The organism is Deinococcus rubellus (assembly GCF_025244745.1).
Lineage (GTDB): Bacteria > Deinococcota > Deinococci > Deinococcales > Deinococcaceae > Deinococcus > Deinococcus rubellus.
In genome coordinates this window covers 1,541,751-1,565,816 of sequence record NZ_CP104213.1, presented here as the reverse complement: position 1 = coordinate 1,565,816, position 24,066 = coordinate 1,541,751, and the positions used below count along the sequence as shown (strand labels likewise).

Genomic DNA, 24,066 nt, shown 5'->3' with positions numbered 1-24,066 from the left:
ACTGAATGTTCTATCAACTCGGTCACGTGTTCCCCCGTTCTGTTCCTACCTACAAGCCGCTGGTTCTTTCTGGCGTTGCCTATGCCTCGCGACTAGAGTTTCCCGTTTCAGATTGGGGAGTTGACTTCGAAGCGGGAGCACCACTTCGACTGTTACCAAGCCAACGCACAGCCTTAACAGAGGCATGGCTGGTCAGTGGCGACAGCATGTCACCCACGATCAAAAACGGCGACATCATTTTAATCAATCCATCCGAAGCGTACAGCACGCATTTGCCGTGCGCTTTCCAGACGCCTTATGGCGTAATGGTCAAGCGCCGGGGCGTGGATGGACGCGGCAGAAACTGCTTGCTGAGCGACAATCCCGATGTCCCACCTTTTTACGACCTAGACGAGGCGATAGCGCTGGGCAGCGTGTATGCCGCTTATTTGGGGCCGCGCAAGATCCGTTACATCGGCTAATTGAGGAGTGAAGTCGGGATTCTGTAAGACGTCGCCCAGCAGTCTGCCGAGTAGATAAAGCTCAGATGGAAAAGGAGAAACCGTGAGTTCATTTTTCAGTACGCTGAGCGCCCTGGCCTTTCTCGCCATGATCGTCTTCATCATCCAAGCAAGGCGCAAACGCCCAGGCGCGAGCAAGCGAGCCTGGCAAGCTGTGGCTGCCGTCATCGTCTTCAGTGCCATCAGTAGTGCCACCATGACCGCCGCCGAGAAGCAAGTCGCTGAAGCCAAGCGCGTAGCCGAGGCCCAGCAAGTCGCTGCCGCCGCCGCCCAGCAACGCACCGCCGATGCCAAAGCTGCGACAGCTCGCGCCGCCCAGGATGCGGCAGAGGAAAGAGCGGCGGCCATCAAAAAAGCAAATACATCGATTGAACCTGCCGAAATGATCGTCGCCTGCCAGCGTCAGGCCCGCGAGCGCCTCAAGCTGCCCGACACGGCCCGCTTTCCCGGCTTCCTTGAGGGCATGGATAACCAGCCGCTAGTCGGGCCGGTGGGTGCAATGTGGCGCTCCTGGGTCGAGAGCGAGAACTCATTCGGCGGCACGGTCAGAACTCAATTCAAGTGCCAGTACGTCAAGAAAGACAACACGCTTTACCTTGACTTCTTGGACAACTAAGCCATGACCCGCCCTACCCTCCAGCGCGGGCAGCGCACTCCCCTTATCACCTTCACGCCCCCGTTCCCACGCCGAGCTGCCGCCCCGGTCGGAGAAGGCACTGGGGACCGTGAGCTGACGCGGCCATACCAATCAGAGGACGCTGAGCTAAAGGGGAGGAGTAAATGGACTGGAAACTGGAAGTCGTCGTGGTGCCGGTCACGGACATCGACCGCGCCCTCTCCTTTTACGCTGAGCAACTCGGCTTCAAGCTCGATCACGACATCAAGGTGGGTCCCAGCCGCCGAATCGTGCAACTCACGCCACGAGGCTCCGGCTGCTCGATTGTTCTGGGCGCGGGCCAGGCCATGACCCCCGGCTCACTCCACGGCCTGCAACTGACAGTGAGCGATGTGCGGGCGGCCCGCGCCGAACTGCTCGACCACCAGGTGGAGGTCGGCGAGATCCAGGTCATGGGCAGCGCCGCCCCCCGCCCAGCTGAGCCTGAAGAAGACCTCAATTACGTCGGCTTTTTGTTCTTCAAAGACCCGGACGGGAACAGCTGGGCCGTCCAGCAGATCAACCACCGGCCTGTCGCTCCCAAATGACCGATCTGCAACTGGACAGACGCTTCGGAAGACGGCAAGCTCAAGGAGACCACCAAGGTGAGTGAAGACCATGACGAAGGCGTCACCCAGCTGCTGCAAGAAAACAGTACCGTCAACGAACTCCTGCGCCAGAAGGCCGAGCTGGGCCTCACCAATCTTCACCGGCCTATTGAGCAGTTCGGTGTGCTGCTCAGCCGCCCCGCGTTCGTCATTACCTCCGGCATTCTGTTCATGATGTGGATCGGTCTCAACCTTGACCTGAAGTTCACCACCCGCAAACCCTGGGATGAGCCGCCTTTCTTCTGGCTTCAGGGCCTGATCGGTGCGCTGGGCCTGCTGGTGGCGGCCACCGTACTGGTTTCGCAGTCACGCCAGGCGCAACTGGCCGAGCAGCGGGCGCAGCTCCAGCTGCAATTCATCGTGCTGACCGAGCAGCGCACCGCCAAGCTGATTCAACTCTTCGAGGAATTGCGCCGTGACCTGCCAGATGTCCGCAACCGGGTCGATACCCAGGCGGAGATCATGCAGCAGCCTGCGAATCCCGAAGCGATTCTGGAGGCGCTGACGACACTGGACGAGGGTGGGGACATGGGCCTGCCACCGAAAGAGGAATTGTGACTTATCAACCCATTCAGCGCGGCCAGCGTGCCCCGCTCTCCCAGTTCACGCCTGTCACTCGCTTCACCCTCAAGATGCAGGACACAAATGGCTAAAACGCGAGAGGAAAAAAACTATACCTTTGCCTTTGACGATTCTGGTGGTATTGAACCCTTCCTAAATCCAGATAAAACTTTTAGAGAAGGTCAGTTCCCTTTTCTTATCATTGCAGCCATAGGACTGAGAAATGATCTTCTAGAAAAATTCTACGACGAGTGGAATTTATTAAGAGGAGATATAAAAGCCGCCCTTGATCTGAGTCATCTTCCTCCACTTCATGCAAGATTGATGTTTGGCGCTAGTAGGCCGGAAACGTATAGGAAAATGCCCAATCCATATCTCAACGTAGATCAGGCACTTACCCAAGAGTGGTTTATCAGAGCCTTTGACATATTAAACGCTCTGTCAAAAGTAAAGGGCGGAGCTGGCGGTCTATCTGCGATCTACAGAAGAGAATCGTATAAATCTTCTGTCACATATGGCTTCCAAACAGAATTGTCAACGAAAGAGTCCAGTTTCATAAAACTTAATACTAAAGGGAAGAAAAAATCATATCATCAGAAATATTTATCTGCTGCCTCTTCTGTACTAATCAGGCCAGTATTTGATTGCTTTGGGATGATCCAAGAAATTATGCGCCAGATTGACGGTGAGGCACAGGTATTTCTGGACCCATTCAGCAGTTCTGATGGGCTTAATGATGAGATCGTATTCGATTTCATCAGGCAACATCTTGCTCTTCCCAAAATTTCTTCTGTTAGGCGAGTCGAAGATACTGACAATGAGCCTCTGAGCCAGGCTGCCGACCTGATTGCCTACGGTCATTTCAGAGATGAGCTAATACAGGTACGTCTCAAAAATGGACAGAACCCCCCCTTTGAGCCAATGCTGGAAGCAGCAAGGATTAGATGGGGACCACCCAGAATATGCTCAGCAGATGTAGGTCATATATGGCGGAGGAAAAGATCAGACCGTAGATATGATCAAATTTCAGTAGCCGCAATGTACTCCACCGCCTTTTACGAGCTACAAAAATTCCATCCTGATTTTACGAACCAATACCTAGTAACACCCGATGAATTCTTAAATCGGGTCATCAAAATATTGGGCAATACCAAAGCGGGTTACATTCCTATTTTGAAAGATGGCGTCCTAGAGGCTTGGGAAGCTATAAACACTATCTCGCCACAAAAAGGCGAAGACCGCCCATAAGGCGGCCCCGTAGAACGAATGTATAGCGTATGACACCGCTTGTCAACCGCTTCCCTTAGGAGTCCTCAAAATGTGTCTTAATTTGCGCCAGGACGATAGAAACTTCTGCCAGAGGACTCTGCGCCCATGACCAAACGCGGCAATGGTCAAGGCTCAGTCCGGAAGCTCCCCTCGGGCCGGTTCCGCTGGGAACTCATGATCGAAGGCCGCCGCTTTTCCGGCATGGCCGCCAGCAAAACCCTCGCACAGCAAGCCCTGGCTGGACTGATTGCGGACGCCACACGCGGCGGCATCGCCGACCCCAGCACTGTCACTGTCACCGAATACCTCACCCAATGGCTTGAAGGCCGCAAGACCAGCCGCGCCTACCGCACCCACGAAGTGCAGGAGCGGGCCTTGAGGCTCTACATCCGGCCTGCCATCGGCGAGAAAAGGCTCCAGAAGCTCTCCCCTGCCGACCTCCGGGCCTTATTCGACAGCCTGAACAAGAAAGACCTCGGCGCGGCCAGCCAGCGGCAAGTCCATCAGCTCCTGCTGACCTCCCTGAAGCACGCCCTGCAACTGGAGATCGTCACTCGCAACGTCGCCGAGATCGTCCGGCCCAACCCGCCCCGCAAACGCGAGAGCGAGGAGCTGGCCGCCTTCACGCCCAACGAGGCCGCGTCGTTCCTGGCCGCCTGCCGGGCCGACCCGCACGGCGCGTGGTTCGAGTTCGCGCTCGGCACCGGAATGAGGCGCGGCGAGGTCTGCGGCCTCAAGTGGGCCGACCTGAACCTCAAGGCCAAGACGGTGGCCGTGCGCGAGACCATCAGCGACACGGGCGGCACCATCCGTATCAGCGCTCCCAAGACGGTCAACAGCCGCCGCACAGTGCATTTGTCGGGAGAAACCCTTGAACTGCTTTCCCGGCACCGTGAGCGCCAGGCCATGACCGCCGAGGCCATCGAAGGCTGGGCAGACTCGGGACGGATCTTCACCAACCTGCACGGCGGCACCCTGCGGCCCAACAACCTACGCCGTGACATGACCCGGCTGTGCGAGGCAGCGGGCGTGCGCTTCCTGCCCATTCACGGGCTGAGGCACACCTACGCTTCACTGAGCTTGCAGCGCGGTATTCCGGTGGAAGTGGTGAGCAAGCAGCTTGGTCACAGCACCGTCGCTTTCACGCTCAGCCAGTACCGGACGGTCTATCAGGGCGAGCGCGAAGGCTGGGCGCTGGGGCTGGGTGACATGCTGGAAGGCAAGACCGGGTAAGGCCATTACGCACGGGTTACGCATTTCAGGCGGAATTGAGCGCCTAACTGAAAACTCAAGGAATGAAAAAAGGCCGTGCTAGACGGCCTTTTATGCTGGTGGAGGCACACGGATTCGAACCGTGGACATCCTGCTTGCAAAGCAGGCGCTCTCCCGCTGAGCTATGCCCCCAGCGCCACGAAGCCTAGCACCTGCTCCGGCGCTTTGTCCAGCGGCGCGGCGCTATGCTGGCCGCAGATGCCGCACCGAGTGAAGCTGCCCGCCTTTCCGCCCGGCGCGCTCCTAGTCGGCGGCGCGGCCCGCGACCTGCTGCGCGGCCAGATGCCCAGCGATTACGACTGGGCCGCGCCCGACCCCGCACAGGCGGCCCGCTGGACGGCAGGCACAGGCGGCGCGGCCTTCCCCCTCGACGAGCGGCGTGGCCACTGGCGGGCCATCGTCGGCGGCGTGCAGCACGACTTCGTGCCGCTGCCAGCCGACCTCGGCAGCGAACTGCTGCGGCGCGATTTCACGGTCAACGCGCTGGCGATGGACCAGGCCGGGCGCGTTACCGACCCGGCGGGCGGCCTGACCGACCTCCGGCGGCGCAGCCTGCGAATGATCAGCGAGCAGAATCTCAGAGACGACCCGCTGCGGCTGCTGCGGGCGGCGCGGCTCTCAACCACACTCGATTTTCGGCTGGAAGCCCAGACCCGCCTCAGCGTGCAGCATCTAGCGGCTGAGGCACTGGCCCAGCACTGGCCGCTGCCCGCCGCCGAGCGCTCAGGAGCCGAGCTGAATGCCCTGCTGCTCTCGGACCGCGCCGCCAGTGGCGTTCTGCTGCTTAAAGAGCTGAACCTGCTGGCCCTTTATCTGCCAGAACTGCTGGAGGGCGCAGGCGTCGTGCAGGGCGGCTTTCACCATCTGGACGTGCTGCACCACAACATCGAGGCGCTGCACCAATTGCTGGCCCGCTTTCCCGACGCCGATCTGGCGTTGCGTTGGGCCACGCTGCTGCATGATGTGGGCAAGCCGCGCACGCGGGGTGTCAACCCCAACACCGGGCGCAATACCTATTACGGCCACGCCGAAGTGGGCGCGCAAATGACTGCCGAGATGCTAACCCGCTTGAAGCAGCCGCGTGGTCTTACCGAGCGGGTCAGTGCCCTGGTGGGAGCGCACATGGTCCACCTACCCACCACCGAGCGCGAGGCCAGCCGCTTCGTGCACCGTCGCCGCCCCCTGCTGCCCGATTTGCTGGGCCTGATGCTGGCCGACCGCGAGGCCTCGCGCGGGCCGCACAGCACGCCGCAGACCCGCCTCGCCTACCAGCTCGGCTTCGAGCAGATACTCTCGGCGCAGCAGGAGCGGCCCGCACCCCCGCCACCGCTGCTCAGTGGCCGCCAGGTGATGGCGCTGCTAAATATCCCGCCGGGACCTGTCGTTGGCGAGGTCATACGCGCGGTGAACGAGGCGGCGGCGCTGGGCGACATCCGGACGCCCGCCGAGGCTGAAGCGTTTGTGCAAGCGGGGCGGGACAGCTTCATGTCGAATCAATCTGGCCCCCAGCAGGTAGACTCGCAGACGTGAGTATCCGCACGCCCGAATGGGTCAAAGACGCCGTCTTCTATCAGATCTTCCCCGACCGCTTTGCCCGCAGTGGCCGCCAGAACCTGAATCTTCACCTGCAAGTCTGGGGAGAAGCGCCCACCTTCCACGACTACATGGGCGGCGATCTGTGGGGCGTCATCGAGCGCCTGGACCACATCCAGGGCCTGGGTGTCAACGCGCTCTACTTCTGCCCGGTGTTTCAGTCGGCCAGTAACCACCGCTACCACACCCACGACTACTTCAAGGTCGATCCGATGCTGGGCGGCGACGAGGCACTGCATGCCCTGATCGACGCGGCCCACACGCGCGGCATGAAGGTGGTCCTCGATGGGGTGTTCAACCACGCCTCGCGCGGGTTCTTTCAGTTCAACGACCTGCTCGAACAGGGCGAACACAGTGCCTACCGCGACTGGTTTCATGTCCAGGCCTGGCCGCTCTATCCCTACGAGCACCAGCACCCGGCCAACTACGCCGCCTGGTGGGGCAACCGGGCGCTGCCCAAATTCAACACGTCCAATTCCCCGGTGCGCGAGTTTCTGTGGAGCGTGGCCGAATACTGGATGCGTTTCGGCATCGACGGCTGGCGCTTGGACGTGCCCAACGAGATCGACGACGATTCGTTCTGGCAGGAGTTTCGCCGCCGGGTTAAGGCCATCGACCCCGACGCCTACATCGTGGGCGAGATTTGGGGCGACGCCCAGCGCTGGCTCTCGGGCGATCAGTTCGACGCGGTGATGAACTACAACTTCACCCGCCCCTGTCTGGCGTACTTCGGGGCCAGAACGCTGGACAACGCCATGAACGAAGTGTCCGGCATCGAACATCTGGAGCCGCTGGACACCGCCACCTTCGCCCAGCGCGTGACTGAGGTGGCGCGGTCTTACGATCCGCAGGTCATTCAGGCGCAGCTCAATCTGCTCGACAGCCACGACACCGCCCGCTTTCTGACGGCGGTGCGCGGCGACGCCTCGGCCTTTCGGCTGGCGACCATCTTTCAGATGACCTATCTCGGCGCGCCTTGCATCTACTACGGCGACGAGATCGGCCTGCCCGGCGGCCCCGACCCGGACTGCCGCCGCGCCTTTCCCTGGGACCAGCCGGAAAGCTGGGACCGTCAGACCCTGCATCTGATTCAGACCCTGACCGCCGCCAGGCACGCCAGCAAAGCCCTCCGGCGCGGCAGCTTCGCAGTGCTGCACGCCCAGGGTGATCTGCTGGCCTACCGCCGTGAGGACGCGGGCGCGTACGCCTACGTGCTGATGAATACCGGCCAGGACGCCAGCGATCTGAGTCTGAGCGGCCTGACGCCGGGGGGCTACCTGGACGCCCTGAGCGGCCACCGCTACGTCGTGGGCGAGTCGCAGACCTTCAGCGTGCCGGGGCGCGGAGCGCTGGTGCTGACCCAGCCGTAGCGGCAGCCCCGGCTACACCTTGTCGAGCGGCACCCGGCTGTGGGGTTCAGGCAGGCTCAACTCGCCCAGTTCCGCAGCCCCCTGAAAGCGCTCGCGCAGAAACCGGCCCTGGGTGAGCATCCGGTCTGCGGCGGCGTGATCGAGCTTCAGGGCCTCGCGCACACCCTGGGTCATCAGGTCAAGCTGTTCCGAGAGCAGCGTCTGGGCGTCCATGCCCTGTGTGGCCAGCCGCTGCCGTGCTCCGTCCGTGAGGTCGAGGTAGGCGCGCAGGGTCTGCGGCAGGTAATCGGCCTGGGTCTGCTTGACAAGGTAGGTGCTGCGGGCGTCGAGGCCAGCGGGCGCGTCCTGAATCTGACACAGTAGGCCGAGGGCCTGGCTGCGCTGCGGCTCCGGTAATTTCAGGGCCAGCACTGGGGCAGCGTGGGGATCGCTCAGCGTGGGCGCAAGCAGCGGCGCGGGGCGCTTGGCCGCCGTCTCCAGCTCGGCAATGGCCCGCTTTTCCTGCAAGAGACGCAGCTTGTTTTGTCCAGCAATGGACGTGATCAGCGCCGAGCCGCCGAAGATGCTGCCGAACACCACCAGAACAATCAGAACGGCAATCATGATAAGGACAGTCTGACAGAAGAACCAGGACAGGCGAAAGGGGCGGACAAGACCGGGCCGGGTTCAATGCGGAAAGACCAGGGCCGCACTGCCGGACGCCACGGCCCGGTCACGGCCTGCCGACTTGGCCGCGTACATGGCCTCGTCGGCGCGGGCCAGCAGAGCGCTGAATTCCTCACCGCTGCGGACGCTGCTCGACCCGATGCTCACGGTGACCCGCAGGCCGTGCGGCCAGGACCAGGCACGGAACTCCGCGAGCAGTTGCTCGGCGCGCACTCGGGCACTTTCGGGCGTCGTGCCCGGCATCACCACGATAAATTCCTCGCCGCCCCAGCGCCCCACCGTGGGCGGATTCGCGCCGACTTCAGCGGCGCAGTTTCGCAGCACCTGCCCCGCCGCCACCAGCACCTCGTCGCCGACGCTATGCCCGTACTGGTCGTTGATGCGTTTGAAGTGATCGAGGTCCACCAGAAAAAGAGACCCGCTCTGACCCCGCGCCGCGTCCGATAAAAGGGCGTCCACCGCCGGGTAGACGGCGCGGCGGTTAGGCAGCCGGGTCAGAGCGTCCGTGAAGGCCATCTGGCGCAGCAGTTCCTGGGTCTCCGCCTGGCTGGCGTGCTGGGCGCGAAACCACGCCAGGCCCCAGATCAGCAGCACCACGATCACGGCGTTGAGCTGCAACCGCACCAGTCCGGCGGCAAAATGACTGACCTGACTACCCGGCAAGACCCAGGGCACCGCAACCGCCAGAACCACGAACGCCAGATTGAAGGTAGCGGCGCGGCGCGGCGGCAGGGCCAGAAAAGCCAGTGTACAAACGCAGACCACTGTCCAGTAGGGGCCACTGTTCGGGTAAGCGCCCTGCGGCTGCGGCCCCAGGCTGACCAGCGCCACATGCACAACCGTCGCGGCGGCCAGCACCCCGATTCCCACAATCTCGGCAACAGCCAGTGACCTCTTCGTCAGCAGCCACCACAAATCCGCCAGACCGAGGATCAGGAGTAGCGGCGCGATATAGAGCAGATAAGGTTCTCGCAGGTTCAGCCACCACTGCAAGGCGACGCTTCCACCCAGCAGCAGAACACCGAAGGAGACCGCGCCGATATAGAGCCGCCGCCGCACCGCCTCACCGTAAGGATCGTAGGCGGGCAGATGAAGGCTGAAGTCGTGGGCCGCCACGCCCCATGATAAGCGCCAGGTTCTGAGCCGTGTCTGACAAATTCCCGGTTTCCGGTAACCTTCGGCCTCGTCTGAACGGCACTCGGCACGATGCTGGTCCCCGCTGATGGCGTGGCCTGGACGATGACCCCATCCAGAAAAGAGGACCGCACCCACTCGCGGTCCTCCTACGACTCACCGCTCAACGCTTCAGGGCGTCTCTGCGGTCACCGCCGACTTCTCCTTGGTGTGCCCTGCCACGATGTGGTTAATCACCCTCAACCATGCCCGGGCGCTGGCTTCCACCACATCGGAGGCCACATCGTTGCCGCTGACGGTCATCTCGCCGTAGCGGGCGCTCACGCTGACTTCGCCCAGCGCCTCGGCTCCTCTGGTCACGGCCTGCACGCGGTACACCTCCAATTCAGGGGCAATGCTGGTGGCCGCATTGATGGCGTGGAAAATGGCTTCCACCGAGCCGTCTCCGGTGGCGGTGGCCTCGCGTACCCCGTCGGGCGTTTGCAATCTGACATAAGCCAGCGGCTGCATGTCGGTGCCCATCGCAATCTGAAAGCGCTCCAGTTTGAAGGTCTCGGAGGTTTCCACGCTGCTGCCCACCAGAGCGTGGAGGTCATCAGAGTAAATCTGGCCCTTGCGGTCAGCCAGCTCCTTGAAGCGCACGAACAGAGCGTTGAGCGCTTCATCGTTGAAGCCGTGGTCAGAGTGGCCGTCGGTGTCGTAGCCCAGATCGGCCAGCGCTTTGCGGAAGGCGGCGCGGCCCGAGTGCTTGCCCATCACCATCACGGCGGCCTCGCGGCCCACCAGCTCAGCGTTCATGATTTCGTAGGTTTCCTTGTGCTTGAGCACGCCGTCCTGGTGAATGCCCGATTCGTGCGCGAAGGCGTTGTCGCCAATTACGGCCTTGTTGGGCGGCACCGGCATCCCGGTCAGGCGGCTGACCAGCTTGGACACCCGGTAGAGTTCGCGGGTGCGGATCTCGGTCTCGGCCTGGTAGTGGTCGCGGCGGGTGTGAATCGCCATCACGACCTCTTCCAGCGCGGTATTACCGGCCCGCTCGCCGATGCCGTTGATGGTGCATTCGATCTGGGTCGCTCCGTTCTCGACGGCGGCCAGGCTGTTGGCCGTCGCCATGCCGAGGTCGTCGTGGCAGTGCGTGGAGATTTCGACGTTGCGGCCCTGCACGATCTCACTCTTCACGCGGGCGATCAACGCGCCGTACTCGCCGGGCGTACCGTAGCCCACCGTGTCGGGAATATTGATGACGGTTGCGCCCGCCTCAATCGCGGCTCGGTAGAGCTGGATCACGAAGTCGAAGTCAGCGCGCATCACGTCCTGGCCACTGAATTCCACGTCACTGGTGTACTGGCAGGCCAGCTTGACCGCCGCAATGGACGATTCGATGACCTGCTCGGGCGTCTTGCGGAGCATATGCTGCATCTGCACGGCGCTGGCGCTGGTAAACACATGGATGCGGCTTCGGTCGGCGGCTTCCAGCGCCCGGGCGGCCCGCTCGATGTCGGCGCGGGCCGTGCGGGCCAGCGCGCAGATGACCGGCCCGCGCACTTCCCGCGCGATGCGTGAGACGCACTCGAAGTCGCCGTCCGAGGTGATCGGAAAACCCGCCTCGATCACGTCCACGTTCAGCCGGGCCAGCGCGTGGGCGATCTCGATTTTCTGGTTGTGGTTGAGCGCCACGCCGGGCGACTGCTCGCCGTCACGCAGGGTGGTGTCGAAGATGTGGATGCGGCGCAGGTCGGACGGCTCTGAAGTGGGCTGGGTCATGGTGGAGTCTCCTGATAAGCTTGAAGCGGAGTACGGAAACGAGAACGGCGGCAGCATACCAAAACAGAACAACCCACCCAAAAAAACCCCCGGAAGTGACACTCATTCCGGGGGAAGGGGGCGCAGACCGACCTAGCGCAGCATTCCAACCGGAAGCACGCGAAGAAGGAGTCGGCCCTGCTGAACTGTTGGCATTGCAGGCATAGTACACATTCGCAGGCGGCGAATCAACCGCCCGAAGTGTTGTTCGGCGCGTCGTCGGCGGGCGGCAGGGCCTGAGCTGGCTCGCCCTCCTTGTTCAGCGTGGTCAGGACCGGTTCCTGGCCCACCAGAATCGGCCGGGCCGCCGACCTGTCCTGTTCGGGCTGCGTCTGCTCACGGATCAGGTCAGCCGGGCCGCTGATGTCCAGCACCTCGCGGCCCAGGGTCAGGGTCTGCTGGCGCTGCTCACTGATCCATTCCTTGCGGATCTCGATCTGCTCCACCGGATAGACCTCGCGGGCGATGACGGGCCGCTCCTCGGTCAGAATGAACTGGTAAACACGCCCCGGCTCCAGCAGCTCGCCGTTGAATTTCACGGTGCCGCCTTCCGGGGCGCTGGTCAGTTCGAGAATCTCGCGCTTGAGTATCACCGAGACCTGCACTTCCTCCTCGACAACACGCTTCTGGACCGTGATCTGAGCGCCCACGCCGCGCTCGACAGCGACCAGAGCGCGCTCCTCATGCAGAGTCAGGGTGGTCACGGGCCGGGGTGCCCGGACTTCGCGAATGGTCACAGCGGCGGACGGATCCAACGGGTCAGTGGGCTGAAGGTCTTCGGGACTGTAATCGGAACTGGCCATGACGACTCCTGATAAAGTGAGAACAGAAGCGGGGCAGGGAACTATGTCCCCACCCCGGCGCAGCGCAGCAACCTGCGCGGAAAGTTGCGGCGCTTTTCCTCAGATCTTGCGGCTGGTGTCGGTCTTGGTCTCGGTCATGGTGGTGTCACCATTCTCTAGACGCACGTCGCCAGTCTTGTTGACGTCCAGCACCTCGCGGCCAATCGTCTCACTGACGGTCTGGTTGTCGGTCACGGTGCGCTTGCCGACGCTGATCTCCTCGGTGACATACGCCTGCTTGCTGACGTTGGCACGCTCGGCTTCCAGATCGATGTTCATGGTCTTGCTGTCGGCACCCAGCACTGCGCCGTCCACCGGGCGGGCATCGGTCACGGTATGACGCTCGATAACGACTTCCTCGCGCTGCAAGGCCACGTTGACGTTTTCCTGATGCGTCTCGACGTGCTTGCCGATCTCGACGCTGCCCGCCTTGAAGCGGTCCTTGGCGACGACCAGACGCTCCTCGAGCAGTTGCAGCTTGTCGGGGGTCTTGTAAGCCTTCTCCTGGTAGTTGGTACGCGCCGCCGTGTCGGTGGCCAGCGCCGGGTTCTTGTCCACGCCGCGCAGGACGCGCTCATCGGACTCGCGGTACTCGTCGCCGTAGGTCTCGTTGACGTTGTAGGCGCGCAGGCCACCCACCTGGTCCTTGCTCAGCTCGTCAAAGTACACGCCGTCGTTCTCCAGGCGGCTGTGGCCCACCGGCACCAGCACTTCCTTGGAGCTGAACCAGCCGCCCGCGTCCACGACGAAGTACTGGATGCGGCCCGTATCGGACTGCACCAGCGCGTCGCGGATGGTGCCGATCTTGTCACCGTTCATGCCGTAGGCGATGTAGCCGGTGGGATCGTAAACGCCGTCACCGCTGAAGTTGTAGTTCTGGTCGCGCGAAAGGTCAGACAGACGAATCAGGTTCATGTTGCTCTGCGTCATATGGGCTCCTTAAAACAGTGAGATCAGATCAGCCTGTCCTGGGGATGTTCTCTGGGGTCTTGGTCTGGACAGATCTCAACCCGCGCAGAAAAAATCCGCCATCGCCAGTAGTCTGGAGTTGTACGGTCACAGTGTGGCGATTTCACGCCGGGCATTGCTGAGACGAGGCTCATGCAGCGCTGGGTGAACCTTCAGCAGACACTGAAGAGAGCATTACTTTTGGCTTAGCTGGCTTAAATGTGCGAGAAAACAGCCGCATGAAGCACTCTTCATGGGCTGTCACCGAACATACAGATGAGACGTTCTCTTAAAGCATGAAGTCGCTGCTGGCGTGGGTTTCGCGCTCGGTCTCCCAGATCAGGTCGCGCAGTACCCAGCCACTGCCGGAAAAGCGCAGGCCCATTCGAATCTCGGCCATCAGATAGGCGCGCACCTCGCTGGGCGAGAAGCCGCGCTCGACGATCTCGCCGAGGTTGAGATTGCCGTTGAGGGCGCGTGCCAGAGCACTCTGGCGCTGGCCCTGGTGGTTGAGCCGCAGGCCGTACCAGGCGTAGCGTCCGGTGGGACGCAACTTGCCCGCCTGCACGGCGTCGGCGGCGCGGGCGGCCACCTCGAACAGCGGCAATCCCGCGTCGCGGGCGGCGGCGCGCACGCTGCGGCCCTTTTCCTGATCGAACAGGGGCATCGGGCCGCTGAGCACCACGCTGGGGCTACTGATCACCGTGCCGATCTGCGCCCACTCGTCACTGATGCGCGCCCAGTCGGTGGTGAACTGCTCGAAGGGCGAGATGGCGCTGCCAGTCACGTCGCGGCGCATGTACGAGAAACTGCCGCTGGTCGGCAGCATCGGGCTGGCATGCAGGGCGTCGAGGCCCGTCCAGTCGAGGATGCCGCCTTCGACCACCTGCCCACGCGCAAAGGCCACCGTGAACGGCAATTCGGCGTCCACGTCCAGCACGCCGGTCTGCCCGGTTTCATGGAGCAGCGACAGCACGCCGATCAGCGGCACATCTGAAAAGAGACCCTGAATCATTCTGGATTTGTCCTGGCTCTATTCACTCTGAACCCAGCTTAACATTCTGCCGCCGCCAGGTGTTCATGGCTTTCCAACACATTGATCAGGGCCTGCCCGTCAGGGGGCAGCAAACAGTGGGCCGAGGTCGCTGAGCTGCCCGGTGGGTGTCAGCTCGGCAAAGCGGTGAGCGCCGAACACCTGCAAGAAGGCGGCCTGTGAGAGCTGGCGGGTCAGTCCGGCGGGGCCGGTGGCCTCCACCGCCGCGCCGCGCAGGGTGAAGCAGTAGCGCGGGCGCTGCGGCGCGGGGGCAGGCACCTGACCCTTTTTGCGGGCGGGCGCTGCGGGCGTGACCAGGGCCACCGAGTATTCCTGCCCGCCGCGTGCACCCAGGAATGCCAGCAATTCGGGGGCCGATAAGTCGGGCGTTGGACGCTGGCCTTCAGCGCGGCTCAACCGTGACCGCCGTGCCGTAGGCCAGCACTTCCGTAACGCCGTCGGTGATCTCGTTGGCGTCGTAGCGCATCGCCAGTACTGCGTTCGCGCCAAGTTCACGGGCATGCTGCGCCATCAGGTCGTAGGCCTCGCCGCGCGCCTTCTCGGCCAGTTCGGAATAGATGGTGATGTTGCCGCCCAGAATAGTCTGCAAGGACGCGCCGAGATTGCCCAGCACGCTGCGGGAACGCACCGTCAGGCCGCGTACCACGCCGATGTGCCGCACCACCCGGAAGCCTTCGAGGTCGTTGGTGGTCGTGACGATCAGTTCGCTGGTGTGGGCCGTTCTGCCGTAAGTCATACTTCGAGATACGCGCCCAGACGGGCGTTCGTTGCCGCGACTCTCACCTACTGCACCACGGTCCCGGCTCCGGCCAGCGCAGCGCTGATCGGCTGTCCGGCGCGGGCGTCGCCGAAAATGACCCGGCCCACCCCGCCCGCCACCGCTTCCGCCGCGCCCAGCACCTTCTTCTTCATGCGGTCCTGGGCGAACTCTAGGTAACTTTCCACATCAGCCGCCGGAATCGAGCGAATCAGGCTGGCCTCGTCGGGAAAGTCGCGCAGCAGGCCCGGCACGTTGGAGAGGAGCAGCATGGCCTCGGCTTTCATGGCCACAGCCAGCGCGGCGGCGGCCCGGTCCCCGTCCACATTGATGGCCACGCCCTCGTAACTGGCGGCAGGCGGGGTCAGCACCGGCAGGTAGCCCGCGCCGAGCAGCAACTCGATCAGCTGGGTGTTGACCTTCTCGACAGTGCCGGTGTGGTCGCCGCGCAGCACCTTCACCTTGCCGTTCTCGACGGAGCGCACGCTGTCCTTGTGCTTGCCCTCGAAGATGCGCCCGTCCAGGCCCGACAGGCCCACCGCATTGACGCCCAGGCGCTGCAACCGCTCCACGATGCCCTTGTTGATCTTGCCGCAGTAGACCATCTCGAAGATTTCAAGCGTTTGGCGGTCAGTGAAGCGCGAGGTGTACCCGCTGGGACTGGTGATGAAGCGGGGCGGATGGCCCAGCAGTCCGGCCACCCGGTTGGTCTCACCGCTGCCGCCATGAACGAGAATGAGTTTTTTCCCGCTGTGCCACAGTTGAGCCAGATCAGCGCACACCGCGTCGTAATCGATACCGGCGCTGCCGCCGACTTTCACCACAATCATGGGGGCGAGGCTAGCACAGCTGAGCAGCATTTCAGGAGCGGCTCAGGGCTTCGGGGGCGCGTCGTGGGCGGTGCTGGGCAGCCAGTAACGCTCGGTCCATTTCTTGAGCAGCGTGACCACCGGAATCGCCAGCACCGCGCCGACCAGACCGCCCAGGGTCAGGCCCGCCAGGATGGAGAGCAGCACCGCCGCCGAACTCAGATCGGTGGTTTTGCCGAGGATGTACGGCGAGAGAAAATTGCCCTCAATCTGGTTGGCGACGACAAACACCCCGATGACCAGCAGCACCGTGATCCAGCCGCTGGGCAGGGCCAGCAGCACGGCAGGCAGCGCGGCGATCACCGGCCCCAGGTACGGCACGATGTCCAGCACCGCCGCCAGCAGACCAATCGCCAGCGCATTGGGAATGCCCAGTGCCAGAAGTCCCAGCGCCACCAGCACGCCCACTGCCAGGCCCACCAGCAACTGTCCGCGCAGGTAACCGCCGAACGACTCACCGACATCGCAGGAGATCTGGCGCGCCCCCGGCTGCCAGGTCAGCGGCAACACCCGCATCAGCCCCTGCCCCACCCGCTCGTAGTCGAGCATGAAATACGCGCTCAGAATCACGATCAGCGCGCCCTGACCGATCCAGCCCACGGCGCTGACCACCCCGCCCAGCACAGTGCTGCCCGACGTGAACAGGCGCTGCAGGGTCGGCCCCAGATGGGTGCTGAGCTGCTGGGCCTGCGCGGTCAGAAAGGTGGTGAGTTGCTGCTGGGCGTTCTCCAGACCCGGCACGCCGCTCAGCCGGGTCAGCAGCCCCCCGATCAGATCGGGCAGGCGGGGAATTAGCGCGGGCAACTGACCCACCAGGACAACCACCTGGGCCAGCACGGTCCAGCTCAGCAGCGCAGTGACGGCCAGCAGCACCACCAGCACCAGCAGCACCCCCAGCGGACGCGGCACTTTCCGGCGCTGGAGCCAGCCCAGCAGCGGGTTGACTAGAAAAGCCAGGGTGTAAGCCACCAGAGCAGTGACGAGCACGCTGGTCAGCGACCGGGCCAGCACCAGCACCAGCACCAGCAGGATCAGGTACACCAGCAGCCGCAGCCAGGGCAAGCGCCACAGCCCGGCCAGCAGATCGGGAATGGTGCGGGGCGTCACGCCGGGGCCGCTACGAGGGCGGCAGCTTCTCGCCCCCTGCTCCACCGGGTTCCTCTAACGAATGTTGCTCTCCCAGGTGTTCCTGTACCGGATGCCGCTGCGGCAGATCGTTTCATCGTGTCAGCTTAACTTTAACCTGACACCTGGGAGTTGGGGCCGGAGAGAACTTGCAGCACTTGAATGTACTTTTCAGCTTCACGTCTTGCTGAGCGTGTCCGCCGTGTGGGCCAGCCATAAGATTTTGCCGCGCGACTCGCCGCCTGTCAGCCGGGACACTCCACTTGCCGACCTGCACTGAATCTTGACTTTCGGATGACGAAACCTGCATGGGATTGCAGCAAGCTCAGGACATGAATCTCGCCCTCGACTTTCAGGCCCGCCGCGCTGCCGAAGACCAGGCCCTTACGCTGGCTGCCCGCCGCTACGGGGTGGACGCCGGGCTGGTCGCCGCCATTCTTGCCGACGAGGCAGCGCGCTGGGGCGTGGCCGATCAGCTTCAGCACGGCTGGGCGCGGCTGATCTGCGCCTTGCCCGCTCGGCCCGCCCAGCACCTGATCAATTTGACTGAACCGCTGCTGCGCCGTCCGCTGGGCAGCCACAGCCTGGGCCGCGCCCAGATGAAGCTCGCCACCCTGCACGAGGTCGCCCGCAGCGGCCTGCTCAGCTTGCCCGCCCGTCCGCAGGAACAGGTCCGGATGCTACTCGACCCACAGGCCGCACCGTCGCTGGTGGCCGCCCGGCTGCGTCAGACGCTGGATCACTGGCAGGCGGACGACGTTGACCTGACACGCCGCCCGGAGATTCTCGGCACGCTCTACAGCCTGGGCCTGAGCGGCCAGGCAGGCGTCCATCCGCACCCACAGCTCACCCGGCGCGGCCTGAAGATCGCGGCGGTGGCCCGGCAGTACCGCGCCAGGCAGGCCCACAGTGGGCGACAGACAGGCCACGCGGAGGCTGGATGAACACCGGGACGCTCACCGTCAGCCGCCCCGGCCAGCCAAAAGCTTTAGACTCTGTGAAGATGCCCACTCACGCCCCCATTCAGATTCTGCTGGTCGAGGACAACGAGCCGGACGTGATCCTGACCCAGGAGGCGTTTCTCGACGCCAACCTGCCCACCGCCATGCAGGTGGCCCGAGACGGTGTGGAGGCCATGCAGATCCTGCGCCGGGAGGGCGAGTTCGCCGCGTCGCCGCGCCCCGACGTCATTTTGCTCGACATCAACATGCCGCGCAAGAACGGGCTGGAGGTGCTGGCCGAACTCAAGGACGACCCAGCGCTCCGGACCATTCCAGTGGTGGTACTCACCACCTCACAGGCCGAGGAAGACATTCTGCGCAGCTACCAGAACCACGCCAGCAGCTACATCGTCAAGCCTGTGGAATTCGATCAGTTCTACAGCGCCATCCAGGCACTCGGCCAGTACATGCTCGGCACCGTGAGGCTGCCGCCGCGCTGAGCGGCCAGGCCGCGACCCCAGGCAAGAAAAAAGCCCCACCACGCGGGCAGGGCCAGAAATCTGGATTCGGAACTCAGTAGTCAGTAGAAGGTGGCGACGCGCTCGACGTCGTGGCGGTGGTGCGGGAAGCCGTCCTCGGCGCGTTTGCCGAGAGGCAGCAGGCCAGCAAACTGCACGTGCTCCGGCAGGCCCAGCAGTTCCTTGACCTTTTCAGGCTGGAAGCCGAGCATCGGCACGGTGTCGTAGTCCAGGCTGCGGGCAGCCAGCATCAGGAAGCCGAAGGCGATATTGGCCTGCGCCAGGCCCCACTGACCGCGCTGGGCCGTGTCCATTCCGGCAAAATTCTTGCGGAAGCCCTCGGCACGGGTCTTGCGCTCCTCCTCACTCATGCTGGCGGGCAGGGTCTGCTCGATGGTGTTCAGGGCGTCTTCCATGTCGCTGTACACCACCAACACGGCGGGAGCACTGGTCACCTGCCCCTGGTTGTATGACGCCTCCTGTAACTTGGTCTGGAGGTCGGGATTCTGGATCACCGCGACACGCCAGGTCTGCACGTTGTTGGCGCTGGGGGCGAGGCTGGCCAGACGCAGGATCTCGCGCAGGTCATTCTGGTCGAGCGGCTCCTGCACGAACTTGCGGATGCTGCGGCGGGTTTCGATGGCTTCTTTGACGGTGCTGGGATGGATCTGTGTCGCGGTCATGGCAGAAGAATAATCCAATCGGTTTAAAAAGTCAAGCAGTGTGTCCAGCCTAGCAATTTGGGGATGGATGGCGTGTATACTTCTAGCATGATTCAGGAACAGCACGACATCTTTTGCCCGGTCTACCGGGCCATCGGCGTGTTGCAAGAAAAGTGGGTGCTGCATATCGTGCGCTCACTCCTGGCCGGTCCCAAGGGGTTCAACGAGCTTTCGCGGGCCATCGGCGGGTGCAACAGCGCCACCCTGACCCAGCGACTGGAAGGTCTGGAAACGCTCGGCATCATCAGCAAGGCCACCGACCAGGAAGCCCAGGGCAAGCTGGCCCGCAGCATTTACACCCTGACCCCTGGCGGGCAGGAGCTCCAGCGAGTGATCGGGGCCATCGGCGAGTGGGCCGACCTGCACCTCAGCGAAGAAGAGATCGTCAAGACACCCTGCGCGGGCTGAGCAGCACACCGTAGCGGGGAAGTTCATCCAGGGGAAGTCTGGCCAGCGTGCCCACTTCCCCTTTTTTTGGCTCTCAGTGAGCGGGAAGCCCAGAGCATGCCAGGAGCGGGTCAAAGGGATAAGGCCCAGACCAGCATTTCTCGAACGCTGGCTCCCGGCCACCACCCAGCCCGTTTTCGCTACAATGCTCAGCCGTGAACAATGCAGATCAGTCAGCCGCGCCGGGCGCTTCATCAGACGGCCAGCGCCGCATTTACCGGGTACAGGTGGGAACGGTCACGCGCGATTTGCCCGTCGTCGAGGTTGCGCCGGGCGTCAATATCGCCCTCTTCAACATGCTGGGCGACACCGAAGTCACCGAGGCGGCGGGCAAGGCACTGGCGGCCCTGATTCCTGGGGGCGTGGACGTGCTGGTCACGCCGGAAGTCAAAGCGCTGGGGCTGGCACACGTCATCAGCCGAGAGTCGGGCCTGCCCTATGTCGTCATCCGCAAGACCGTCAAGCCGTACATGATCGAGCCGGTGGCGCGCGAGGTCGTCAGCATCACCACCGGCAAACCGCAACTGCTGGTCCTCGACGGCTTCGACATCTCGAAGATCAGGGGCCACAAGGTCGCCATCGTGGACGATGTGGTGTCCAGCGGCGGCACGCTGGCCAGCCTGCGCCAGATCATCGAGGAGGTCGGCGGCGAGGTGGCGGCGGTGGTGGCGGTCTTCACCGAAGGCCAGGAACGCGAGGAAGTCACGGCGCTGGGGCATTTGCCGCTCTTTTCCTGACCCTGCTGCGCTGGGTTTTCCTCTTTTCGGCTTGAAGTAGGCACAGCCTGAAGTGGGGCTACGAGCGCCGATCACTTCAGGCTGTCTGTCTCGCGCAGATCGAGCTGGCGCAGCAGCGTGCCGCCGTAGAGCAGCATGGCCCGGTAGTCGGCCTTGGTGGCGGCCTTCAGCTCGAACTCGGCGTCCCGGTGCTGGGCGTCGAGGTAGCGGCTGTCACGCCCCAGTTCGCGGTCACCGGCAAACCACACCACGCTGAGGTAATCGGGCGGCATGGGGCCGTCCACCCGCGCCGAAACAACGAGCAACTCGCCCTGGCGCTGCAAACTGGCCTGGGTCACTTTCAGCGGCAACGCCACCTGCACTGGCGCAGGAATCACCGGGATAAAATTGTAGCGGCAGCCGCACAGCAGCAGGCCGCACAGCAGGAGTGGAGCGAGACGAATCATGCGCTGCCCAGCATAGCGTGCCGCCGGAGAAAACGGCGTCCGGCAACGCAAGTCGTGACAAATGCCACACGCGAGGGTGAAAAAGCCAGAAATCTCACATGAGTAAGCGGTGTGTAAGAGACCAGGGCGTCTGATGAACGCAGCCGTGATGACTCAGCCAACCCCCCCCACCCGCAGTGCGCGTTTCTGGCTTCCGCTTCCCAGTCGTCAGCCACTCTATCTGCTGTCCACCGACCACTATCCCTGGAGCGAGGTGTGCGCCGACATCGAGCAGCGCCCGCTCCTCAGTGCAGTCCTCGAAGCGCGCCAGGACGGACGCCAGGGACGGATGATGTGGAACGCGGGGGCGGCCCTCGGCGGCTTTGATCAGGCCAGAGATCTGAGCGTCAGCGAGTTCATGCTGGCGTTTTCACACGCCACCGTGCAGCTTTCCCTGGTGGAGCCGTCCGCTGTGATCACCGCTTGGCAGTGCCGCAGCGCCCAGCCGGAGGCCCTCAGCGAAGCCTGGCCCGCCGCGCAGGCCCAGCTCGCAGACAGCGGCTTTTCCGGTGCGCTCCTGGGCGGTGAGCGCGGCTCGGTCATCAGTTTCTGGCAGTCCGGCAGACCGGTGGCGGGCAGTCTGCCGGTGGGCGGCGTCGTCTACAAGCTCAGCGCCCCGCAGCAGCTCAGAGGCCCGGAACTCATTCAGTTCTGGTCGCAGGTGCTGGCCATGACGGCAGCGCAGAGCAGTAACGTCGCCGACGTGTGGCGCAGCTCGGCTGCCGAACTCGCCGACCGCCACCCGGTTCTCGATCCGTTCGCCCGCGAGGTATGGCTCGATCAGCTCTCGGTACAGGCGCTGCCGGACCTCAACGTGGCCGAACTGCGTGACGCCCTGCTGGCTGTCTTCTCAGCCACCCTGCGGCGCGTGCGGCTGCGGCTGCGGGCACTGCCACTGGCCGAGCTGCAAGCCTCACCGATGTGGAGCGCTTCGGGGGCAGGTGAACTGGTGTGACCACGACCTGGCCCAGTGGCGTCACCGATCAGACTCCCTTGCCGTTCGCTCTGTGGCGTGTGCTCGACGCCCTGGCCCGCAAACCGGACGCCCTGGTCGACGACCCCAGGGTCCAGGAAGCGCTGACGCTGGCCGAGCAGTACGCCGCGCGCGCCCAGCGTCAGGAGCAGCTCGTTGATGACCGGCTGTTCGTCGAGGTGAGCGCCGCGCTGATGGCCTGTGTCGGGCCGATGGGCCGGGTGATGGTCGAGGACGCCCTCGACGAGTTGCCCGCTCCGGTGCGGCTCTCGGCCCTGCTGAGGACCATCGCCCAGGAACTCGAAGACGCCCAGCGCCAGGCATTCGCCCGGCAACTGCGGGCGCGGGACATCGTGTGAGTGCAGCGTGGTTAGGCAGCCGCCAGCACGCCTGGGCCAGCCACTTCAACCGAAATTCATCATTCCACACCAAACCGCACCGACGCCGCTCAGCGGAGTGATCCAGGGAGTCAGCATGAAATACACCGTCGTGATCGAACAGGCCGTTCCGGAAGAGCAGCAGGCGCAGCTTCAGCAGGCGCTCGCCAGCCGCTTTCAGCTCTCCGCCGACCAGGCCCGCAAACTGGCGACCCGCCGGGGAGGCCGCCTGATGAAACCCACCGGGCGCGAACGCGCCGCCGTGCTGCTGGAGATCTTCAAGGAAGTCAACGCCCAGGTGCGCCTGGAGCAGGTGGCCGAGGCTGCCGAGTTGCCGGGCGCGGTGCCTGCCGCCGCACCGCTACTGGGCAGGTCGCCCACTCCACTCTCCCTTAACCAGACCGACCTGCACGCTACCGAATTCGGTCAGACAGTTCTGCCGCGTGAGCCGGGACGCGAGCAGAGTGTCGCCACGCTGGACAGCCCGGTGATGGTGGCCCGCGCCGAGCCAGGTTTCTCAGGCACTTCGGCAGTGTCGGCAGTGGCCGCCGCATCCCTCGTCCCCGCCACCGACAATTTCTGGGACGAACTGGCCGCGCCCGCCTTCAGGCCTTCGGCTACCAACACTTCCGGCGGCCTCTTCATGCCGGACACCGGCAGCCAGCCCGAATCCCGCTTGTCCGAAGCACAGCCGGTGCTGGCGTCGCAGCCCGGCGGCGTGCTTGCCAGTACGGATCTGTTGGGTCTGGGCAGCCTCAGCACGAGTCGCTCCAGCCTGGGCAGCCTTGACTCGGCTCCCGCCGACAGCTGGTCAGATTTCACCGGGGCGCTGACCATGACCGAGACACCCGCCGCGCCGAAAGTCGCCGACGAAGCGCCGGAAATGCTGATGCAGTCCACCGAGCACGACACGCCGCTGGGCCGCCGCCAGCCGCTACTGCGCCGCCTCACCGTCGCCTCGGTGACGCCGCTGGCCGTCTACACGGTGCTGACCCTGAGCACCCTGAGCATCGTGCTGACCTCCTCGCAACGCTCGCTGATCTCGACCAGCGCCGCGACCATCGCCGCCGCCGTGGGATCGGTCCTCAACACCACCGATCAGAACACTGTTAACCAGCAGCTTGGCACCCTGCTCAACCGCCAGTCGGTGGGCTTCGTGCAAGTCGAGCTGCCGGACGGCACCACCTTCTTCCGCAGCCAGTCACCGGGCCTCGACGCGGTGCTGGGCGAGCGGGTCGGTACCTGGGTCAAGTCCAATCCGTCGAGCGGCGTGTTCGTGCAAAACGATACCCCGGCGCAGCTCTACGACGCCCAGCTCCAGCAACTCATCAGCGTGGGCGCGCAGGACTCCGAACCGGCGGCGGCGCTCAAGCGGGCCGTCAACAACCCCGACAACCAGACCATCAGCAACCGCAATTTCCAGGTGGAGCGCATCGGGGTGTACGCCAAGCCCGACGGCAGCCGCGAAACACGCGGAGCCAACGAGAAAAGCACCAATCCCCTGCTCTACCGCATCGCCGTCGGCGTGCCGATTGACTCGGCCCAGACCCAGCTTCGCAATACCTTGCTGATCTTGCTGGTGGCGGGCCTGCTAGCCATGCTGCTGGGCGCAGCGCTGGCCGCCCGCGCGGCGCGGCGCATCGTGCAGCCGATCGAGCGACTGGTGACGGCTGCCGACGCCATCAGTCTCGGGAACCTGAGCCAGTCGGTGAAGGCCGAGTCCAATGACGAAGTGGGCGATCTGGCCCAGGCGCTGGAGCGCATGCGCCTGAGCCTCGACGCCGCAATGGAGCGCCTGCGCAAGCGCCGCAAGACCTGAGCCACCCAGCACCTTCGAGCC

General features: G+C 63.8%; 27 protein-coding genes and 1 tRNA gene. 15 read left to right on the top strand and 13 right to left on the bottom strand.

The window, feature by feature from the left end:
- The first annotated feature begins 5 nt into the window (after positions 1–5).
- From N0D28_RS08135 to N0D28_RS08110, 6 genes are all read left to right on the top strand, one after another.
- Positions 6–461: a S24 family peptidase gene (locus N0D28_RS08135; protein WP_260559035.1), complete on the top strand. Its 456-nt coding sequence runs from the start codon at positions 6–8 to the stop codon at positions 459–461.
- A gap of 82 nt (positions 462–543) precedes the next feature.
- Positions 544–1,116, top strand: coding sequence for a hypothetical protein (locus tag N0D28_RS08130; protein WP_260559034.1), 573 nt, complete (start codon positions 544–546; stop codon positions 1,114–1,116).
- A 164-nt stretch (positions 1,117–1,280) separates the two neighbouring features.
- Complete coding sequence (locus tag N0D28_RS08125) at positions 1,281–1,703, top strand: VOC family protein (protein ID WP_260559033.1); 423 nt, start codon at positions 1,281–1,283, stop codon at positions 1,701–1,703.
- 57 nt (positions 1,704–1,760) lie between these two features.
- Positions 1,761–2,321, top strand: a complete 561-nt coding sequence (locus N0D28_RS08120; protein ID WP_260559032.1) for a DUF1003 domain-containing protein — start codon at positions 1,761–1,763, stop codon at positions 2,319–2,321.
- A gap of 87 nt (positions 2,322–2,408) precedes the next feature.
- Complete coding sequence (locus N0D28_RS08115; protein ID WP_260559031.1) at positions 2,409–3,572, top strand: hypothetical protein; 1,164 nt, start codon at positions 2,409–2,411, stop codon at positions 3,570–3,572.
- Positions 3,573–3,767: 195 nt separating this feature from the next.
- Positions 3,768–4,826, top strand: coding sequence for a tyrosine-type recombinase/integrase (locus tag N0D28_RS08110; RefSeq protein WP_260559030.1), 1,059 nt, complete (start codon positions 3,768–3,770; stop codon positions 4,824–4,826).
- A 96-nt stretch (positions 4,827–4,922) separates the two neighbouring features.
- On the opposite strand, the gene N0D28_RS08105 is transcribed toward N0D28_RS08110, so the two are convergent.
- Positions 4,923–4,997: transfer RNA gene (locus tag N0D28_RS08105), tRNA-Ala, on the bottom strand.
- 66 nt (positions 4,998–5,063) lie between these two features.
- Here N0D28_RS08105 and N0D28_RS08100 point away from each other — a divergent pair.
- The gene (locus N0D28_RS08100) at positions 5,064–6,395 is read left to right on the top strand and encodes an HDIG domain-containing metalloprotein (RefSeq protein ID WP_260559029.1); all 1,332 of its coding nucleotides are present in this window, start codon (positions 5,064–5,066) and stop codon (positions 6,393–6,395) included.
- Positions 6,392–7,828, top strand: a complete 1,437-nt coding sequence (locus N0D28_RS08095; protein WP_260559028.1) for a glycoside hydrolase family 13 protein — start codon at positions 6,392–6,394, stop codon at positions 7,826–7,828. Before N0D28_RS08100 ends, N0D28_RS08095 begins: the two co-directional genes overlap by 4 nt.
- A gap of 12 nt (positions 7,829–7,840) precedes the next feature.
- Here the strand turns inward: N0D28_RS08095 and N0D28_RS08090 are convergent, their stop codons facing one another.
- From N0D28_RS08090 to N0D28_RS08045, 10 genes are all read right to left on the bottom strand, one after another.
- On the bottom strand, positions 7,841–8,431 hold the full coding sequence (locus tag N0D28_RS08090) for a hypothetical protein (protein ID WP_260559027.1): 591 nt from the start codon (positions 8,429–8,431) through the stop codon (positions 7,841–7,843).
- Positions 8,432–8,494: 63 nt separating this feature from the next.
- Positions 8,495–9,610, bottom strand: a complete 1,116-nt coding sequence (locus N0D28_RS08085; protein ID WP_260559026.1) for a GGDEF domain-containing protein — start codon at positions 9,608–9,610, stop codon at positions 8,495–8,497.
- 189 nt (positions 9,611–9,799) lie between these two features.
- Positions 9,800–11,392, bottom strand: coding sequence for a 2-isopropylmalate synthase (locus tag N0D28_RS08080; protein WP_260559025.1), 1,593 nt, complete (start codon positions 11,390–11,392; stop codon positions 9,800–9,802).
- A gap of 227 nt (positions 11,393–11,619) precedes the next feature.
- Positions 11,620–12,234, bottom strand: coding sequence for a DUF2382 domain-containing protein (locus N0D28_RS08075; RefSeq protein ID WP_260559024.1), 615 nt, complete (start codon positions 12,232–12,234; stop codon positions 11,620–11,622).
- Between the two features lie 99 nt (positions 12,235–12,333).
- On the bottom strand, positions 12,334–13,203 hold the full coding sequence (locus N0D28_RS08070) for a PRC and DUF2382 domain-containing protein (protein ID WP_260559023.1): 870 nt from the start codon (positions 13,201–13,203) through the stop codon (positions 12,334–12,336).
- A 307-nt stretch (positions 13,204–13,510) separates the two neighbouring features.
- Positions 13,511–14,236, bottom strand: coding sequence for a DUF4388 domain-containing protein (locus N0D28_RS08065; protein ID WP_260559022.1), 726 nt, complete (start codon positions 14,234–14,236; stop codon positions 13,511–13,513).
- 99 nt (positions 14,237–14,335) lie between these two features.
- A complete protein-coding gene (locus N0D28_RS08060; RefSeq protein WP_260559021.1) occupies positions 14,336–14,671 on the bottom strand; it encodes a hypothetical protein in 336 nt (111 codons plus the stop codon).
- Positions 14,658–15,011 carry a YbjQ family protein gene (locus N0D28_RS08055; protein ID WP_260559020.1) on the bottom strand — a complete coding sequence of 118 codons (354 nt, stop codon included), beginning with the start codon at positions 15,009–15,011 and terminating at the stop codon, positions 14,658–14,660. Before N0D28_RS08055 ends, N0D28_RS08060 begins: the two co-directional genes overlap by 14 nt.
- A gap of 47 nt (positions 15,012–15,058) precedes the next feature.
- The gene (locus N0D28_RS08050; RefSeq protein WP_260559019.1) at positions 15,059–15,862 is read right to left on the bottom strand and encodes a [LysW]-aminoadipate kinase; all 804 of its coding nucleotides are present in this window, start codon (positions 15,860–15,862) and stop codon (positions 15,059–15,061) included.
- A gap of 42 nt (positions 15,863–15,904) precedes the next feature.
- Positions 15,905–17,008, bottom strand: a complete 1,104-nt coding sequence (locus N0D28_RS08045) for an AI-2E family transporter (RefSeq protein WP_260559018.1) — start codon at positions 17,006–17,008, stop codon at positions 15,905–15,907.
- A gap of 350 nt (positions 17,009–17,358) precedes the next feature.
- Between N0D28_RS08045 and N0D28_RS08040 the strand changes: the two genes are divergently transcribed.
- Both N0D28_RS08040 and N0D28_RS08035 read left to right on the top strand, forming a co-directional pair.
- Entirely contained in the window at positions 17,359–17,970 is a 612-nt protein-coding gene (locus tag N0D28_RS08040) for a DUF1402 family protein (protein ID WP_260559017.1), read from the top strand.
- Positions 17,971–18,029: 59 nt separating this feature from the next.
- On the top strand, positions 18,030–18,467 hold the full coding sequence (locus N0D28_RS08035) for a response regulator (RefSeq protein WP_260559016.1): 438 nt from the start codon (positions 18,030–18,032) through the stop codon (positions 18,465–18,467).
- Between the two features lie 80 nt (positions 18,468–18,547).
- On the opposite strand, the gene N0D28_RS08030 is transcribed toward N0D28_RS08035, so the two are convergent.
- Positions 18,548–19,168, bottom strand: a complete 621-nt coding sequence (locus N0D28_RS08030; protein ID WP_260559015.1) for a nitroreductase family protein — start codon at positions 19,166–19,168, stop codon at positions 18,548–18,550.
- Between the two features lie 87 nt (positions 19,169–19,255).
- Here N0D28_RS08030 and N0D28_RS08025 point away from each other — a divergent pair, with 87 nt between their 5' ends.
- Positions 19,256–19,615 (top strand): winged helix-turn-helix transcriptional regulator, encoded by a 360-nt coding sequence (locus N0D28_RS08025; protein ID WP_260559014.1) that lies wholly within the window; start codon positions 19,256–19,258, stop codon positions 19,613–19,615.
- A gap of 194 nt (positions 19,616–19,809) precedes the next feature.
- Positions 19,810–20,391, top strand: a complete 582-nt coding sequence (locus N0D28_RS08020) for a phosphoribosyltransferase family protein (protein WP_260559013.1) — start codon at positions 19,810–19,812, stop codon at positions 20,389–20,391.
- A gap of 71 nt (positions 20,392–20,462) precedes the next feature.
- Here N0D28_RS08020 and N0D28_RS08015 read toward each other — a convergent pair whose 3' ends face one another.
- Positions 20,463–20,837, bottom strand: coding sequence for an immunoglobulin domain-containing protein (locus tag N0D28_RS08015; protein WP_260559012.1), 375 nt, complete (start codon positions 20,835–20,837; stop codon positions 20,463–20,465).
- Between the two features lie 148 nt (positions 20,838–20,985).
- On the opposite strand from N0D28_RS08015, the gene N0D28_RS08010 reads away from it, so the two are divergent.
- The 3 genes from N0D28_RS08010 (at position 20,986) to N0D28_RS08000 (ending at position 24,045) form a co-directional block, all read left to right on the top strand.
- Complete coding sequence (locus tag N0D28_RS08010; protein ID WP_260559011.1) at positions 20,986–21,831, top strand: hypothetical protein; 846 nt, start codon at positions 20,986–20,988, stop codon at positions 21,829–21,831.
- Positions 21,828–22,208 (top strand): DUF8082 domain-containing protein, encoded by a 381-nt coding sequence (locus N0D28_RS08005; protein WP_260559010.1) that lies wholly within the window; start codon positions 21,828–21,830, stop codon positions 22,206–22,208. Before N0D28_RS08010 ends, N0D28_RS08005 begins: the two co-directional genes overlap by 4 nt.
- A gap of 115 nt (positions 22,209–22,323) precedes the next feature.
- Positions 22,324–24,045: a HAMP domain-containing protein gene (locus N0D28_RS08000; protein WP_260559009.1), complete on the top strand. Its 1,722-nt coding sequence runs from the start codon at positions 22,324–22,326 to the stop codon at positions 24,043–24,045.
- The last annotated feature ends 21 nt before the right edge of the window (positions 24,046–24,066 follow it).

Bases quoted from the DNA above. Each gene is read 5' to 3' on its own strand.
- N0D28_RS08135 (WP_260559035.1), top strand. From the start codon at position 6: ATGTTCTATCAACTCGGTCACGTGTTCCCCCGTTCTGTTCCTACCTAC.
- N0D28_RS08125 (WP_260559033.1), top strand. From the start codon at position 1,281: ATGGACTGGAAACTGGAAGTCGTCGTGGTGCCGGTCACGGACATCGAC.
- N0D28_RS08115 (WP_260559031.1), top strand. From the start codon at position 2,409: ATGGCTAAAACGCGAGAGGAAAAAAACTATACCTTTGCCTTTGACGAT.
- N0D28_RS08110 (WP_260559030.1), top strand. From the start codon at position 3,768: ATGATCGAAGGCCGCCGCTTTTCCGGCATGGCCGCCAGCAAAACCCTC.
- N0D28_RS08100 (WP_260559029.1), top strand. From the start codon at position 5,064: ATGCCGCACCGAGTGAAGCTGCCCGCCTTTCCGCCCGGCGCGCTCCTA.
- N0D28_RS08090 (WP_260559027.1), bottom strand. From the start codon at position 8,431: ATGATTGCCGTTCTGATTGTTCTGGTGGTGTTCGGCAGCATCTTCGGC.
- N0D28_RS08080 (WP_260559025.1), bottom strand. From the start codon at position 11,392: ATGACCCAGCCCACTTCAGAGCCGTCCGACCTGCGCCGCATCCACATC.
- N0D28_RS08075 (WP_260559024.1), bottom strand. From the start codon at position 12,234: ATGGCCAGTTCCGATTACAGTCCCGAAGACCTTCAGCCCACTGACCCG.
- N0D28_RS08070 (WP_260559023.1), bottom strand. From the start codon at position 13,203: ATGACGCAGAGCAACATGAACCTGATTCGTCTGTCTGACCTTTCGCGC.
- N0D28_RS08065 (WP_260559022.1), bottom strand. From the start codon at position 14,236: ATGATTCAGGGTCTCTTTTCAGATGTGCCGCTGATCGGCGTGCTGTCG.
- N0D28_RS08055 (WP_260559020.1), bottom strand. From the start codon at position 15,011: ATGACTTACGGCAGAACGGCCCACACCAGCGAACTGATCGTCACGACC.
- N0D28_RS08050 (WP_260559019.1), bottom strand. From the start codon at position 15,862: ATGATTGTGGTGAAAGTCGGCGGCAGCGCCGGTATCGATTACGACGCG.
- N0D28_RS08040 (WP_260559017.1), top strand. From the start codon at position 17,359: ATGAATCTCGCCCTCGACTTTCAGGCCCGCCGCGCTGCCGAAGACCAG.
- N0D28_RS08035 (WP_260559016.1), top strand. From the start codon at position 18,030: ATGCCCACTCACGCCCCCATTCAGATTCTGCTGGTCGAGGACAACGAG.
- N0D28_RS08030 (WP_260559015.1), bottom strand. From the start codon at position 19,168: ATGACCGCGACACAGATCCATCCCAGCACCGTCAAAGAAGCCATCGAA.
- N0D28_RS08025 (WP_260559014.1), top strand. From the start codon at position 19,256: ATGATTCAGGAACAGCACGACATCTTTTGCCCGGTCTACCGGGCCATC.
- N0D28_RS08015 (WP_260559012.1), bottom strand. From the start codon at position 20,837: ATGATTCGTCTCGCTCCACTCCTGCTGTGCGGCCTGCTGCTGTGCGGC.
- N0D28_RS08010 (WP_260559011.1), top strand. From the start codon at position 20,986: ATGACTCAGCCAACCCCCCCCACCCGCAGTGCGCGTTTCTGGCTTCCG.
- N0D28_RS08000 (WP_260559009.1), top strand. From the start codon at position 22,324: ATGAAATACACCGTCGTGATCGAACAGGCCGTTCCGGAAGAGCAGCAG.